This window comes from Bacillus cereus group sp. MYBKT111-2 (genome assembly GCF_051915205.1).
Classification (GTDB): Bacteria; Bacillota; Bacilli; order Bacillales; family Bacillaceae_G; genus Bacillus_A; species Bacillus_A paranthracis.
Map to the genome: position 1 here is coordinate 121,493 of NZ_JBQAEG010000009.1, position 13,860 is coordinate 135,352.

Consider the following 13,860-nt stretch of genomic DNA (forward strand, 5'->3'; position numbering starts at 1 on the left):
AATAAATTAATTACATTGGTTATTGTATCGAACATATATTAACTTAATTTAAACTAAAAATTTATTTTGTTTAAATTTTGTAAATATACAGTCAATTTTATATTAAATGCCACATTTACATAAAACAAGTACTTTTTGTCTAATAGATAACTAACTTTTTCCTATAAAAACTATGAAGAGATATAAGCCTATGAAACTATCACGATTTTATTTTTTTTATCCATTCTTAACACATCGGCCATGCTTCCACATTTAATAGTAGTAAAAGACTACTTAAAAAGGAGGGGGTTGTATTGAAGAATAAAAAAAACATTGGCTGTTTTGCTCCTTTGTCTATCATTTGCCCAGATCCTTGTCCACCTCCCCCTCCTCCAGATCCAGATTGCGAGCGAGTAACAAATGAATTTGCAGGAAATTTCCTTATAACGAATAACAACATTCCCTCCGCCAAAGATGAATCACAATCGATGATACTGTGGCAAAGTGATGGAATGCTGCCTATATCAGGCACTGTCTCGGTTTACAATAGTACTAGCAGCACAGAAGCAATTACCATTGAAATCGTTGGAGCAGTAACCAATATTTTCACTGTGTTTCCTGGTAATACAATATCGTACACAGGAAAAGACTTACAGTCAGTTAATATTGCTAATATCCAACATAATCCTTCACTATATTTAGAAGGCAAGTACTGTTGCCAATTTACATGTTGTTTATAAAATACCAATCTTATTACTTCCTCAATTAAAAAAGCATACCATTTGCGGTATGCTTTTTTATGAAATCGGATAACGTACTGTAATACAAAACTCACCTTGATTAACAGTTGTTCCTGTTGTAGTAATTCGAACAGTCGTAAAATATCGTACAGTGAAAGTACCACTACTTTGTGGTTGTACGGTAATTGTATCAATTACTGTAGCACCTACTAAAAAATCAACTGTAATTGGAGCCGCACCTACATCATATTTCACGTAACCTGAACCATATACTTCTTGCGTGATATTATTTGTATATACAATTTGAGTACCAGCACCTGTAATAGACCAGTCTGTACATACTTGATCTTGTACAAGCGTTTTATTAGAACAACAAGACAAACTGGAACTTCTCATTCCCATTTTAATCCTCTCCTATTCTGCTATGAAAGTGGATAACGTGTTGTAATACAAAATTCTCCCTGATACGTTCCAGCAGGTGTTGCAGGTAATACAACTTGTATAATGTCAAAACGCCGATACGTAAACCCGATACTCGTTCCTGGGTTTAATGTTTGTGTATCTATTACAGTACCAGCAGAATCAAGCGCCTCTACAGTAATTGGTCCTGGTCCAACATCATATTTAACAAAACCAGTCCCCACTACGTTTTGGTTAATATTATTTGTATAGAGAACATTATCAATTGCTGTTGCAACTACAGTAGCAGACCACGGACTACACACTTTATCTTGTACATAATTTTTATCTGGACAACAAGTTAATGCTGCCCCTGAGCACTCACAAGACATAGTTGTTTCCCCTCTCTCTTTTATATTCCCTATATGTGTATGTCCTTCAGAGTCTTTTGCCTGTACTATTCATCTATTTTCAAAAAATATACAAATATCAATGACTAGATAGATTCAGTGCTGTTCCTTTTTTTCATAAATTTATAGGTTACTATACCACCGACAACGATAACGACGACTAGTAATATCGGTAGCATATATTGCCCCACAACATCCGCCGCTTTTTCCCAATGCGGACCTAATTTCATTCCAAAATAGACATATAAAGTTGTTAACGGGAACATTGCTACAAATGTATATATACTAAATTTCCATATGTTCATTTTCGCCATACCACATGGAACAGAAATAAGCGTTCGAACGCCAGGTACAAAGCGTCCAACAAATGCTACAACTGGTCCATATTTCTCAAAGAAATCATCTGCTTTTTGAATTTGTTCTTCTTTAATAAAGAAGTATTTCCCGTACTTTATTAATAGAGGACGACCACCGTAATAACCGAGTGCGTATAACGTTAACGGTCCTGTCGTTCCGCCAAGCGTTCCAGCTAATACAGCTAGCCAAAAATTCATATCACCCTCGTACACCCAATATCCAACCATAGGCAAAACGACTTCTGCGGGAATAAATTCAAACGTTAAAGCCAATACAACTCCAAAATAAGAAAACTGCTTTAAAAACTCAATTATATCTAAAATAATTTGCTCCATATTTTAACTCCTATCCTACATTTACGTTATGCTTTTCTTGTAATTGAACTGGAGCCATTTTTACAATTCGGTTCAAAATAAATAACACAATCCCAATATCATCTAAAATACCGATGAACGGTAAGAAGTCTGGAATTAAATCGAGCGGCATCGTTACATAACCAACTAAAAAAGCAATGGATAAGATTTTCTTCTTTATTGAAACCTCTTTTGAAGTAAAAAAGTCAAATAGGAATGGAACAAATCGGCGAACATGAAATACAACTCTTAATCTACTAATAAGTTTTTTCATTTTTATTTCTCCTCTCTTTGTATACAAAAAGGCCCCTACCAAATATGGTAAGGGTCCTAAAAAAGACAATAAGGGGCCTTTACCATTGCTGGTAAAGGTCTCACTAACAACGAAACGTTGCCAATAAAGCCGAGGGTTTCTCCCTGTAATGACGACTTTACTGTAATAAGTTACTCCCCTTTATATACACAATTTTATACAATCACATTAAAATATTTTAGAGGGCTTGTCAATATCTTTTATATTCCAATCCCTTCCGTAAAAAAACAAAAAACGCATAGGAAATTTCTTACTATCTCATAATATACATAATCATTTTTGAATGAAAGGAGAGATTTCATTTGCATACCGTATGGAAAGGTGCACTTTCACTTGGACTATTAAATATAGGAATTAAACTATATAGCGCCGTAGAAGAAAACGACATAAAATTTTTAAGTCTCCATAAAGAATGCTTAACACCTATTAAATATAAAAAATTCGCTCCCGATTGTACAGATGAAGAAGTCAATGATAAAGATATTGTAAAAGCCTATGAATACGCACCTCATAAGTACATTATTATGGATGAAAAAGAATTATCTGCGTTGCAAAAAGCTCACGAACCACGATCTATTCGTATTATATCTTTTATCCAAAATAACGAAATTGATTCTGTTCTCTATGATCGTTCTTATTTTATAGGCCCTACTCCAGGACACGAAAAATCGTATCTATTATTAAAAGAAGCTCTTGAACGTACGAATAAACTTGGTCTTATCCATATTTCCATTAGAAAAAAACAACATTTAGCTATTATCCGTAACTTTGAAGATGGACTTATGTTGCAAACTATTCACTACCCTAATGAAATTCGCGATATCACAAATACACCTAACTTACCAAGTAATGAAAATTATCCTATCCAAAAACAAGAACTCACCGCAGCAATCAACTTAATTCACCACCTTACAAATCCTTTTGAACAAGAAATGTATACAGATGAGTATAAAGAAGCCCTTACCGAATTAATCGAAGAGAAAATTGAACAACAAGAAAAAACGGAAACAATCTCTCCTACTCCAAACATCATCAATATCATGGAGACATTACAAGCAAGTATTGAACAAGCAAAAATAAAAAGAGACAATAAAACAGAAAAAGAGGCCAAATAAAATTGACCTCTTTTTCTTTAAAGCGGATTACATTTCGGCATTTCGAGTCCAGATGATTGAGCTAATTTTAATAAATAATAACATTCTTCCCTTGCCATATGATCTGCCATTCTCGCTGATAATACACTTAATACTTCATTTGATAACTCAAGCTCTTCCACTTCATGTAAAAAATGTGAAAATAATTTTAGTTCAAGTGAAACATCTTTTGTAAACTTCTTTAATGCAGGAAAATGATGAAGCTCTGTTCGTAAATATCCAGTCATCTCAACCGCCTTTAAGTAAAATTGTTCAAAATGCTTCGTAAATTCTTCGCTTTTCTCTTTTAATCTTTTTTCAACAAGATCTAACCCACCAGAAATAGAGCCTGCATGACCAGCTGCATCTGTTAACCAAACGAGATGATAATGAAGTTCATGAAAAACAGGTGGAATTTCCCCCTTCTTCAAAAACTCTAAAACCGTTATATACTCTTCCACTTCGTTTACCATATGATTAATAAAAGTCGGCGTAAAATGAATTGTAATTTTCCCTTCCAACTGTTTCTGTATAATATTTAATTTAAACGTCCGGATCTCCTTAGCTGCTTGTTCTGCCTCTTTGGAAAATGCCACAAGATTCACATTACGAACTTTATTTAACAGATTCGTAAATGTTTCAACAAAATAAGTAGCTTTCTTTATATCTTCTTTTTCCTTTGGAGCTAACGCATCAAGTAAAAACTGCGCATGATCAGTAAGTACCTTTAGCCAAAATTGATGCTCAAACAACGCACTTTCTTCATAATTTCTCTCCACCAAATCCCCTCCGTCTATTCATCCTTCTCTACCACTTGAAGTTTATATCCATCTGGGTCTTGTACTACAATACTCCTCGCGCATTCATTTTCTGTATATAAAATTTCATAAAAAGCTAGCTTCTTTTTCAATTTCTCTATGTCAGAAATCGTAAATGTTAAATCCTCACATGAATCTGTAACACTTTTTTCCTGCCCACCTAACATACGATTCATAACAAAACTAATTCTCGTTGAATCGGCATCATACCAAACCCCCGTTACATCTAATTGTGGTCTTTCTAAACTAGGTTTAATTCCTAAAATCCCTTCGTAAAAATATAACGTTTCCTTTAAGTTTTTCACTTCCAATACAATGAATTGTTTCACAGTCTCCACATTCATTCCCCCCGTACCTATTACTTTTTTATATGTGTCATAAATGCTCATTATGTCTGAATACAATACGTAGTAATGAACATGTAAGGAGGTTTATTCGTGAATAAATATATGAGATCATTTGTGCCCTATCATAGTCCTCTCGATCCTTGTCCTCCTATCGGAAAAAAATATTATTCTACTCCTCCTAATTTATTTTTAGGCTTTCAACCGCCAAACTTACCACAATTCACGCCAAAAGAAGCACTCCAAAAAGGAACTTTATGGCCTGTTTTTTATGACTATTATGAAAATCCTTATAAAAAAGGGCGGTGACTACTGACGTGACTCAATCGCTACCAGAAGAATATTATGAGCTGTTACTGGAGCTTCAAGAACTAGACTTTGTACTAGTCGAACTCACTCTTTATTTAGATACACATCCAGATGACACTGCCGCGATTAATCAATTTAATGACTTTTCCTATAAACGAAGAGTATTAAAACAAAAGATGGAAGAAAAATACGGGCCACTCCAACAGTTTGGAAACAGCTATTCTAATGCCCCTTGGGAATGGAGCAAAGGTCCTTGGCCATGGCAAATATAAAGGAGAGAAACTATGTGGATTTATGAAAAAAAATTACAATACCCTGTTAAAGTAGGAACTTGCAATCCAGCACTTGCAAAATTATTAATTGAACAATACGGCGGTGCAGATGGAGAATTAGCTGCTGCACTCCGTTACTTAAATCAACGTTATACAATTCCTGACAAAGTCATTGGTCTCCTTACTGATATTGGTACAGAAGAATTTGCTCACCTTGAAATGATTGCTACAATGGTTTATAAGCTGACGAAAGATGCGACTCCTGAACAAATGAAAGCTGCTGGTCTTGACCCTCATTACGCTGATCATGATAGTGCACTCCACTACCATAACGCTGCTGGTGTTCCATTTACTGCAACCTATATACAAGCTAAAGGTGATCCAATTGCCGACCTATACGAGGATATTGCGGCTGAAGAAAAAGCACGCGCAACATATCAATGGCTTATTAACTTATCAGATGATCCAGATATAAATGACAGCCTACGCTTCTTACGTGAACGAGAAATCGTCCATTCACAACGTTTCCGAGAAGCGGTTGAAATTTTAAAAGAAGAACGTGATAAAAAAATATTTTTTTAAAACACGTATCCTAGTGATATGTGTTTTTTTACGCTATAAGTTAAATCCTTCCTATTAAACATATAAATAGTATATTTATTCGATTTAATGCATTATTTTTTAATTTTTTCAAAATTCCCTATTGCTTTCTAGTCATCAGACCTTTAAAATAATAACAGTTACTCGACAAATTATTTGAATTTTCGACAAAAACACTCATTAGGAGGATTTTCTTTATATGCGTACAACTTTAAAACCAGCGCAAATACTTTCGATTAGTTTACTACTATTCGCAGTTTTCTTCGGTGCTGGTAATATGATTTTCCCGCCCCTTCTCGGCCTTTCTTCCGGAGAAAATATGTGGATTTCCATTACAGGATTTATTATTACAGACGTCGGTTTATCTTTACTAGCTATCGTCGCTGTTGCCCTTGCCGGTGGTAGTTTTAACACTTTAGCAAGCCGTGTTCACCCAAAATTCGCAGCAATATTTGCTATCATTATTTATCTTTCAATCGGCCCACTATTTGTTATTCCACGAACTGGATCTGTATCTTACGAAATTGGGATTGCACCACTTTTCCCAGACCAATGGTACTCTATGTTAGTTTTTAGTGCGATTTTCTTTACAGTCGTCTACTTCTTATCATTAAATCCATCAAAATTAGTAGATCATATCGGAAAAATATTAACACCAATTTTACTTGGAATTATTGCGATTATGGCAACAAAAGCAATTCTTTCACCAGGAACATTTACAGAACCTATTGGTGACTATAAAGAAATTCCATTTTTCAAAGGATTTCTTGAAGGATTTTTAACGTTAGATGCAATCGGTGCACTTGTATTATCAACGATTGTTGTAAATGCAATTCGCCAAAACGGTATACAAGAGAAGAAATCAATTGCGAAATATACAATTATTTGCGGAAGCATTGCCGCTCTATTTTTAACAATTGTGTACTTCTTACTCGGTTATATCGGTGCTTCAAACGGCAACTTAGGACAATTCGAGAACGGTGGTCAACTATTAGCAACTGTTATGTATCACTTCTTTGGGACAAGCGGTAATGTTTTATTAAGCATCGCCATTATCTTCGCTTGTTTAACAACAGCAATTGGTGTTGTAAGTGCATTTGCAAACTATTTCGCAACAGTATTAACAAATGTTTCTTACAAAAAGCTTGTACTATACGTTTGTATTTTTAGCTTCATTATTTCAAACTTAGGATTAAGTTTACTAATTAAAATTACTTTGCCTGTATTAATTATTCTATATCCAATTACAATCATTTTAATTTTCGTATCATTTATCGATAAATATACGAAACGTAAACCTTCTGTTTACATCGGAGCAATGATCGCAGCATTCATTATTAGCTGTATTCATGCACTTGATAATGTGGGAATGATACCAAGTTTTATCGCTAATATCGTACACACGATTCCTTTTTATAACTTAGGAATCGGTTGGATCGTTCCAGCAATAATTGGTGGTATAATCGGATACTTTATTCCGCAAACAGAAGCTGAAGGCGAAGTTTCTACAAAATAAAGAAAAGAAGCAAGCATGAAATACATGCTTGCTTCTTTTTATTTTCACATCGTATGCTTAAAAGTAAATAACTCTTCTTTCGACTGCACAGCAGATTGTTCCTCTTCTGCAACGTCCTTCTTTATCTCTCCTCCCAACCTTACTTTCATCATCGCCTCTTCGATACTTTTTACAATCATATTTCCTGAAAAAATAGTAAGTCCAAAAAATGTAATCGGAACGAGAGGGATCCACGGATTCACTGTTAATGACCTAAAGTATACTCCAATTAAACCTGACCATTCATGCGTATAAGATTCCACCTCTTTTATTTGTCCACCAAACATTACAGTCCCACCAAAGAACACTTCAAGTAATCCTAAGTGCAGTAAAATAGTAAGAGTCTGCGTAAACTGCTGAAGAAATACGAGTATAAACGTCATATAGAGGTGCGGAAAAAGATGTTTTATAACAATATGTCTTCTCGATCCACCTAATATGCGTGCGGCATCAACAAATTCTTCCGTTCGCAATTTACGAACTTCCTTCGCAACATACAGTGCAATAACTGGCATTACAAGCAGTACAAGTAATACCACTTGAAACGAAGCCCTTTCAAAAAAGGTTGTTGTCTCCTCTCCGCTTCCAAATGTATTTGCAGATTGAAGAAAAAAATACGCAATCATAACTGTCGGAATAACTGTAAAACTATCAAAGAAAGCCTCAATTTTTGAAAATCCTCTTTTTATATACGTTCCGAGTACGACACCGAAAAACACACCTATTACCATTCTAAGTGCCGCAATTAAAATAGATATACCAATCGTCCACTTCGCGCCCTCAATGACTAAATGTAACAGGTCATACCCTTTCCGGTCTGTCCCGAGTAAAAATTGTAATGAAGGTGGAAACGGTGGCACTTGTGGATTTTCATCCGCATCATATTGCAATGTAACTTGTCTAATATGTCCATCATTCCATAACGTATTTCCGATGCTCAAAAGAACTAATAGGAGAAGAAACCCAATACTTATCCAAAATCTTTTATCACGTTTTATATACGTCCACATATTATAATCTCTCCTTCATCGCAGCCGGAATGAGATAATGAAACAATTTAAATAAAATAAAAATCGGAATATATATAAGAAGTACACTAACAATGAAAACCTCAACTCTAATACCGAAATACGATTTCAAAAACATAAAAATACCACCCGTATTAAAAATCCATTCTATAATATATAAATTAGATAACATAAAAAAGATATTCGTTTTCGCAAAGAATAATGTACTAAGCAACACATTTCGTAAAATATGGCGATTTAAAATATGAAAGCGCCCCAGCCCTTTCGCCTTAGCAAATAGTACATAATCTTTTTCTAGTTCATTTTCAAAACGAAGCACGATCATTTTTACAAACATAATCGTAGTCGGGATGCTCAAACACAATATTGGCAACCCCCTAATCGACTCGCCTCCAATTGAAGCAATTTGAAAAGGTAAAAAACCTGTTTGTTTAAAAAACCATACAACTAAAATTTGTGATACTAAAATAAGAAGGATATCTGGAATGGATTCTAGGAAGATAAGAAATGATTTAATTCGATGTTGTATACGCGGTGAACTACTCATAATTACATAAACAATACAAAATGCTACAAATAATGAAATGAAAAAAGCAGCTAAAAATATAATAATTGTTTCTTTATAATGGACAAACAACTGTGGAAATAAAAATTTATCTCCCACATATTTAAAATTGGAGATGTCCATTAAATTCACAAACACTTCTTGTAAACTCTTTATGTACTGTGATGCATGCAGCTCAAATCCATAAAATAGTTTCGGCAATGTCCCTAAACAAATAATACCCAAAATCGAAATAAGAAATTGAAACGTCACTTCCATCCCATTCAAAAATACTTTTTTGACCATTTTCGCCCTTCTCTCTCTATAATTTACCTCTTAATTTTATTCTTAATTTTCTGAATTGTAAATATTTAATATATAAAAAATCGCTAGGTTATGACCCTAACGATTCTTTGTGTAACTGTTTTTCTCTTTTCGCAAACGGCATATACAAAATAAAACATCCAATAAGCGCTGCGAGTTCTAATGAAATAATATAGTAAGGATGCGGTCCTAACATATCAAGTAATGAAGCTGTTTCTGGCTTATGGGCTAAAAACATATAATTACCACCTGTTTTGTAATTTACAAACGAAACAAGCGGAATCAATATGTTTAAAAATATCATTGTGCGTTTAATAGATTGTACTGTCGGACGATAACCTTCCACCCAAGTCATAAAGAGCGGTGCCCAAATGAGCAATATATGCGCGATAAAATATTCAATGAACCGAAAATGCGGAAAAGCATATTGCAAGTTTGGCGTTAAAATGGCTTGTGATGCACCAATAATTCCTGTAAAAAATACAATCTCATATATACGGTAACTTTTCGTTATGATCATAATTGACGCTAACAACAAACTAATCGTACATAACTCAAACGGTAATGAAGTGGCTAGCTCAAAAATCCCTGCTTTCCACTCCCACATATGAAGTCCAATTTCACTCCCTATAAATAGAAATGCAATCGCATATCGAACCGTTATATTCCACTCATTTTGACGTAATACATCTTGGTATTGATATAAAAAAACGATTCCCACCAACAGAATAAATAATATAATGGCATGTTGCCTTGAGTAGGGAATAAACGGTTTTAATGGATGCGCACTAAAATAAGCTTCCATCTTCCTTCCTCCTCTCCTTCATACAATATTATTGTAAGAAAAAAAACACGCGTCAATTCATTTGCTTACACTGGGACAAGCTCTACCTTACATTTACATATTCATACCTTACAAAACTGTAAGGTTATTGTAAGCTAAAACGATTTGTCAGATTCTTTCCCTCTTCTATACTTAATGTAGATACTAAAACGAACGAAAAGGTGATAAATAGATGAAGAAGAAAAATAAAGTGTTAATTACTAGTGTAGTAGCAATCGGAATTGCAGCTGGATCATACTTTGCATTTGCTGGCGGCGGTTCAGAAGTAGCAATGGCATATAGCGGATATAAAGTAACAGAAAAACAGATTGAAAACGCGCAAAAATTTGGCGGTGAAGTCATTCCAAACGGCATCGAAACAATTTCATTCGATCCAACAAAAGGAACGTATGAATTAGCTGTAAAAAAAGGTGATGAAGTAAAAAAAGGGCAACTCCTTTTTAAATACAATGACCCTGCTGCGAAACAAGGTATAACAGAAGCAGAAATGCAAAAGAAAATCGCACAAAAAGAAGTAACATTATTCCAAAAACAAATTGATGCTGCGAAACAAAAATTACAAAAAGATAAAAATGCAGGCCTTCCTGCTGAAGCATTAAAAGCATCAGAAGTTGAAGTTGGACAATTAGAATCACAACTTGAAATGAAAAAGTTTGAAGTTGAAAAAGCTGATGAAATGATTAAAGCAGCAAAAGAGAAAGTAAACACTCTTTCTGTAACGAGTCCTGCTGATGGCGTAATTGATGATATCGTAAAAGTCGCTGACGAAAAAACAGGTATGAGCGGTATTACACTTCGTCATGCTGGTCCATTTAAAGTAAAAGGTCAACTTTCTGAATATGAGCTTGCTAGTATGAAAGTTGGGCAAGAAGTTACTGTTTCATCAAAAACCGTTGCTGGTAAGACTTGGACAGGAAAAGTAACAGAAATCGGTTTTACTCCATTAAAGAGTATGGACGAAAACAAAACAGTTTCTAACTATCAATTCACTGTCACTTTAGATAATAGTGAAGAATTACAAAACGGCTTCCACGTTTACGTAACAAGTAAATCTGGCGAAGCAACTGGTACAATTGTTCCGAAAAGCAGCATCGTGAAAAAAGGTGATAAAAATGTTGTGTTTGTTGTAAAAGACGGTAAAGCGAAAGAACAAGCAGTTACTGTTGAATTCGAGACTGATAGCGAAGCAAAAGTTTCTGGAGTGAAAAAAGGAGAGGAAATTATTTCTAAACCTGAAAAAGACTTAAAAGATGGTATGGAGGTTGTCGCCCAGTGATTAACTTAAAAGGCATCACGAAATCCTTCCAAAATGGTGCAGAGTCCGTTCAAATATTACACGGAATTGACGTAACACTGAACCAAGGAGAATTCACTTCGATTATGGGACCTTCTGGTTCTGGTAAATCAACATTAATGAACATTATTGGTTGTTTAGATAAACCGACGACAGGTACGTACGAACTAGCTGGTCAAAACATTTCAAACATGTCTGAAACAGAACTTGCACACGTACGTAATAAAGAAATCGGATTCGTATTCCAAAACTTCATGTTATTACCGAGACTTACAGCACTTCAAAATGTAGAGCTACCTCTTATTTACGCTGGAGTCGATAAAAAAGAAAGACGTGAGCGCTCGTTAGCTGCTTTAACAAAAGTAGGTTTAGCTGATCGTGCTACTCATCTGCCGAACGAATTATCAGGTGGACAAAAACAGCGTGTCGCTGTTGCACGTGCAATCGTAAATAACCCGAAATTCATTTTAGCCGATGAACCGACGGGAGCACTTGATACGAAAACAAGTACACAAATTATGGACCTCTTTTACGAATTAAATAAACAAGGCTCAACAATTATTATGATTACCCATGATCGTGAAATTGGGGAAGCAGCAGCACGTCAAATTGTAATTCGTGACGGAAATATCGTCCAAGATTGGAGAGGTTAATTTTGAACACGAGTGAAAATATACGCATGGCCCTTTCCTCTATCTTTGCCCATAAAATGCGTTCTATCTTAACGATGCTAGGAATTATTATCGGTATTAGTGCCATTATTACTATCATTTCAATGGGTGATGGTACAAATGCAAAGTTTAAAAAAGAGTTAGGCCAAGGAAAAGATAACGAAGTAACGATTTACTACAACAATCCTGACTATGGAACAGATAATGCCAAAATTACAGCTGATATGCTAAACCGACTGCAAACTGTGTCAGGCGTCAAAGATGTGTATCCAGATGTAAGTATGAAAGTAAAAGCATCTGCTGGTTCAAAAGATGTAAATCTTGATTTAAAAGGTGGAACAGGCGCCTTTATGACAGATTCGAAGATAAAATTAGTTCACGGTCGTGAATTAAACGACAGTGAGCTAAACCAAGCAATCCCTGCTGTTATATTAAATGAAGAAGCTTTCAACAAATTATTTAGTGGTTGGGAATCAAATCAATACGCAGATATAAAAGGAAAGCCGTATAAAATAGTCGGTGTATACGAAACGAAAAATGACTTTGGAATGCCTATGCCTGAGGGTTATACATCACTTGAAAACGCGCCTGTCATTTCAGGAGTAACTGAGTATGACTCTGTAAGATTAACAATGACCTCTCCGGCCGAACGTAAAAGTGTAGAAAAACAAGCCGTTTCTGTTTTAAACGAAATGAAAGCTCCTAAATTTGAGCACAAATTCGAAGCACAAGACTTAGGTGAATTTACGAAGCAATTAGATGAATCAATCGGTATGATGAAAATGGTATTCGGTGGTATTGCCGCTATCTCCTTACTTGTTGGTGGTATCGGTGTAATGAACATTATGCTTGTATCTGTAACAGAGCGTACACGTGAGATTGGTATTCGTAAAGCACTTGGTGCAACGCGTGGTAAAGTATTAACACAATTCTTAATTGAATCTTGTATTTTAACAGGACTCGGTGGTTTCATCGGTTTCATGCTCGGTATCTTCTTCGCTTGGATCGTCTCCATCTTTGCTGGATGGCCACTCGTTGTCTCAAAAGAACTTGGACTTCTTGCAGTAGGTATCTCCATGTTAATCGGTATTATATTCGGTTTACTGCCAGCTAACAAAGCTGAAAAACTGGATCCAATTGAATGTTTACGATATGAATAAACAAAAACGTAGGAGTTTACACTCCTACGTTTTTTATTTATCTATTAAATCATGTTTCTTCTATTATATATGTTTCACGTTATAAACATCTTTCATTATTTTAATCTGCTAAATCTATTATAGAATTCTATTATTGCAAAAATACTATGTGAAAGTCGAAAATCAAGGCGTAATTTTTTCCATACCTCGACTTATTTTGTAACAATTATAGCGATATTTTATTAAATTTCAACTCATTTTTATTTCTCCACAACTAAAATAGTTATTTTTACATAACTACTTTTCTGTTCCGACAGCAAAATACGCCATTTTTGTAATGATTACGAAACAATTACGTAATACTATAGAAATACTATTAACCTATCAGAAATTGAAATACTACCTTTTTTATGCATCATGTGCTCTAACCTCCC

At 34.8% G+C, this 13,860-nt stretch carries 18 protein-coding genes; 9 read left to right on the forward strand and 9 right to left on the reverse strand.

Annotated features, from left to right (window positions below; all coding sequences use genetic code 11):
- The first annotated feature begins 293 nt into the window (after positions 1-293).
- Positions 294-719, forward strand: a complete 426-nt coding sequence (locus ACTFNE_RS21990; RefSeq protein ID WP_000791313.1) for an S-Ena type endospore appendage — start codon at positions 294-296, stop codon at positions 717-719.
- A 57-nt stretch (positions 720-776) separates the two neighbouring features.
- Here the strand turns inward: ACTFNE_RS21990 and ACTFNE_RS21995 are convergent, their stop codons facing one another.
- The 4 genes from ACTFNE_RS21995 to ACTFNE_RS22010 all read right to left on the reverse strand — a co-directional run bounded on the left by ACTFNE_RS21995 (position 777) and on the right by ACTFNE_RS22010 (position 2,512).
- Positions 777-1,121: a DUF3992 domain-containing protein gene (locus tag ACTFNE_RS21995; RefSeq protein WP_000525809.1), complete on the reverse strand. Its 345-nt coding sequence runs from the start codon at positions 1,119-1,121 to the stop codon at positions 777-779.
- Between the two features lie 20 nt (positions 1,122-1,141).
- Positions 1,142-1,510, reverse strand: coding sequence for a DUF3992 domain-containing protein (locus ACTFNE_RS22000; RefSeq protein ID WP_001277529.1), 369 nt, complete (start codon positions 1,508-1,510; stop codon positions 1,142-1,144).
- A gap of 104 nt (positions 1,511-1,614) precedes the next feature.
- On the reverse strand, positions 1,615-2,220 hold the full coding sequence (locus tag ACTFNE_RS22005; protein WP_046198848.1) for a DedA family protein: 606 nt from the start codon (positions 2,218-2,220) through the stop codon (positions 1,615-1,617).
- Positions 2,221-2,230: 10 nt separating this feature from the next.
- Complete coding sequence (locus ACTFNE_RS22010) at positions 2,231-2,512, reverse strand: YkvA family protein (protein ID WP_000733846.1); 282 nt, start codon at positions 2,510-2,512, stop codon at positions 2,231-2,233.
- Positions 2,513-2,853: 341 nt separating this feature from the next.
- On the opposite strand from ACTFNE_RS22010, the gene ku reads away from it, so the two are divergent.
- Complete coding sequence (gene ku, locus ACTFNE_RS22015) at positions 2,854-3,666, forward strand: non-homologous end joining protein Ku (protein ID WP_046198850.1); 813 nt, start codon at positions 2,854-2,856, stop codon at positions 3,664-3,666.
- A 17-nt stretch (positions 3,667-3,683) separates the two neighbouring features.
- Here the strand turns inward: ku and ACTFNE_RS22020 are convergent, their stop codons facing one another.
- On the reverse strand, positions 3,684-4,463 hold the full coding sequence (locus tag ACTFNE_RS22020; RefSeq protein ID WP_046198851.1) for a DUF2935 domain-containing protein: 780 nt from the start codon (positions 4,461-4,463) through the stop codon (positions 3,684-3,686).
- 14 nt (positions 4,464-4,477) lie between these two features.
- Positions 4,478-4,891: a VOC family protein gene (locus ACTFNE_RS22025; protein ID WP_001996766.1), complete on the reverse strand. Its 414-nt coding sequence runs from the start codon at positions 4,889-4,891 to the stop codon at positions 4,478-4,480.
- A gap of 48 nt (positions 4,892-4,939) precedes the next feature.
- Between ACTFNE_RS22025 and ACTFNE_RS22030 the strand changes: the two genes are divergently transcribed.
- The 4 genes from ACTFNE_RS22030 (at position 4,940) to brnQ2 (ending at position 7,543) form a co-directional block, all read left to right on the forward strand.
- A complete protein-coding gene (locus tag ACTFNE_RS22030; protein ID WP_001046257.1) occupies positions 4,940-5,155 on the forward strand; it encodes a spore coat associated protein CotJA in 216 nt (71 codons plus the stop codon).
- Between the two features lie 8 nt (positions 5,156-5,163).
- Positions 5,164-5,427, forward strand: a complete 264-nt coding sequence (locus tag ACTFNE_RS22035; protein WP_000194490.1) for a spore coat protein CotJB — start codon at positions 5,164-5,166, stop codon at positions 5,425-5,427.
- 12 nt (positions 5,428-5,439) lie between these two features.
- Complete coding sequence (cotJC, locus tag ACTFNE_RS22040) at positions 5,440-6,009, forward strand: spore coat protein CotJC (protein WP_000265273.1); 570 nt, start codon at positions 5,440-5,442, stop codon at positions 6,007-6,009.
- A gap of 217 nt (positions 6,010-6,226) precedes the next feature.
- A complete protein-coding gene (gene brnQ2 / locus ACTFNE_RS22045; RefSeq protein ID WP_046198852.1) occupies positions 6,227-7,543 on the forward strand; it encodes a branched-chain amino acid transport system II carrier protein BrnQ2 in 1,317 nt (438 codons plus the stop codon).
- A 44-nt stretch (positions 7,544-7,587) separates the two neighbouring features.
- Here the strand turns inward: brnQ2 and ACTFNE_RS22050 are convergent, their stop codons facing one another.
- From ACTFNE_RS22050 to ACTFNE_RS22060, 3 genes are all read right to left on the reverse strand, one after another.
- Entirely contained in the window at positions 7,588-8,592 is a 1,005-nt protein-coding gene (locus ACTFNE_RS22050) for an ABC transporter permease (protein WP_000269959.1), read from the reverse strand.
- A gap of 1 nt (position 8,593) precedes the next feature.
- Positions 8,594-9,460 carry an ABC transporter permease subunit gene (locus tag ACTFNE_RS22055; RefSeq protein ID WP_000239660.1) on the reverse strand — a complete coding sequence of 289 codons (867 nt, stop codon included), beginning with the start codon at positions 9,458-9,460 and terminating at the stop codon, positions 8,594-8,596.
- Positions 9,461-9,548: 88 nt separating this feature from the next.
- Positions 9,549-10,283, reverse strand: coding sequence for a YwaF family protein (locus tag ACTFNE_RS22060; protein ID WP_046198853.1), 735 nt, complete (start codon positions 10,281-10,283; stop codon positions 9,549-9,551).
- 211 nt (positions 10,284-10,494) lie between these two features.
- Here ACTFNE_RS22060 and ACTFNE_RS22065 point away from each other — a divergent pair, with 211 nt between their 5' ends.
- Genes ACTFNE_RS22065 through ACTFNE_RS22075 form a run of 3 tightly spaced genes read left to right on the forward strand, consistent with a single transcriptional unit; the run spans position 10,495 to position 13,447 of the window.
- Positions 10,495-11,598, forward strand: coding sequence for an efflux RND transporter periplasmic adaptor subunit (locus ACTFNE_RS22065; RefSeq protein WP_046198854.1), 1,104 nt, complete (start codon positions 10,495-10,497; stop codon positions 11,596-11,598).
- On the forward strand, positions 11,595-12,269 hold the full coding sequence (locus ACTFNE_RS22070) for an ABC transporter ATP-binding protein (RefSeq protein ID WP_000609100.1): 675 nt from the start codon (positions 11,595-11,597) through the stop codon (positions 12,267-12,269). Before ACTFNE_RS22065 ends, ACTFNE_RS22070 begins: the two co-directional genes overlap by 4 nt.
- Before the next feature lie 26 nt (positions 12,270-12,295).
- Positions 12,296-13,447, forward strand: coding sequence for an ABC transporter permease (locus ACTFNE_RS22075; RefSeq protein WP_439998358.1), 1,152 nt, complete (start codon positions 12,296-12,298; stop codon positions 13,445-13,447).
- Positions 13,448-13,860 lie beyond the last annotated feature (413 nt).

Bases quoted from the DNA above. Each gene is read 5' to 3' on its own strand.
- ACTFNE_RS21995 (WP_000525809.1), bottom strand. From the start codon at position 1,121: ATGGGAATGAGAAGTTCCAGTTTGTCTTGTTGTTCTAATAAAACGCTT.
- ACTFNE_RS22000 (WP_001277529.1), bottom strand. From the start codon at position 1,510: ATGTCTTGTGAGTGCTCAGGGGCAGCATTAACTTGTTGTCCAGATAAA.
- ACTFNE_RS22005 (WP_046198848.1), bottom strand. From the start codon at position 2,220: ATGGAGCAAATTATTTTAGATATAATTGAGTTTTTAAAGCAGTTTTCT.
- ACTFNE_RS22010 (WP_000733846.1), bottom strand. From the start codon at position 2,512: ATGAAAAAACTTATTAGTAGATTAAGAGTTGTATTTCATGTTCGCCGA.
- ACTFNE_RS22025 (WP_001996766.1), bottom strand. From the start codon at position 4,891: ATGAGCATTTATGACACATATAAAAAAGTAATAGGTACGGGGGGAATG.
- cotJC (WP_000265273.1), top strand. From the start codon at position 5,440: ATGTGGATTTATGAAAAAAAATTACAATACCCTGTTAAAGTAGGAACT.
- brnQ2 (WP_046198852.1), top strand. From the start codon at position 6,227: ATGCGTACAACTTTAAAACCAGCGCAAATACTTTCGATTAGTTTACTA.
- ACTFNE_RS22050 (WP_000269959.1), bottom strand. From the start codon at position 8,592: ATGTGGACGTATATAAAACGTGATAAAAGATTTTGGATAAGTATTGGG.
- ACTFNE_RS22055 (WP_000239660.1), bottom strand. From the start codon at position 9,460: ATGGTCAAAAAAGTATTTTTGAATGGGATGGAAGTGACGTTTCAATTT.
- ACTFNE_RS22060 (WP_046198853.1), bottom strand. From the start codon at position 10,283: ATGGAAGCTTATTTTAGTGCGCATCCATTAAAACCGTTTATTCCCTAC.
- ACTFNE_RS22065 (WP_046198854.1), top strand. From the start codon at position 10,495: ATGAAGAAGAAAAATAAAGTGTTAATTACTAGTGTAGTAGCAATCGGA.
- ACTFNE_RS22075 (WP_439998358.1), top strand. From the start codon at position 12,296: ATGGCCCTTTCCTCTATCTTTGCCCATAAAATGCGTTCTATCTTAACG.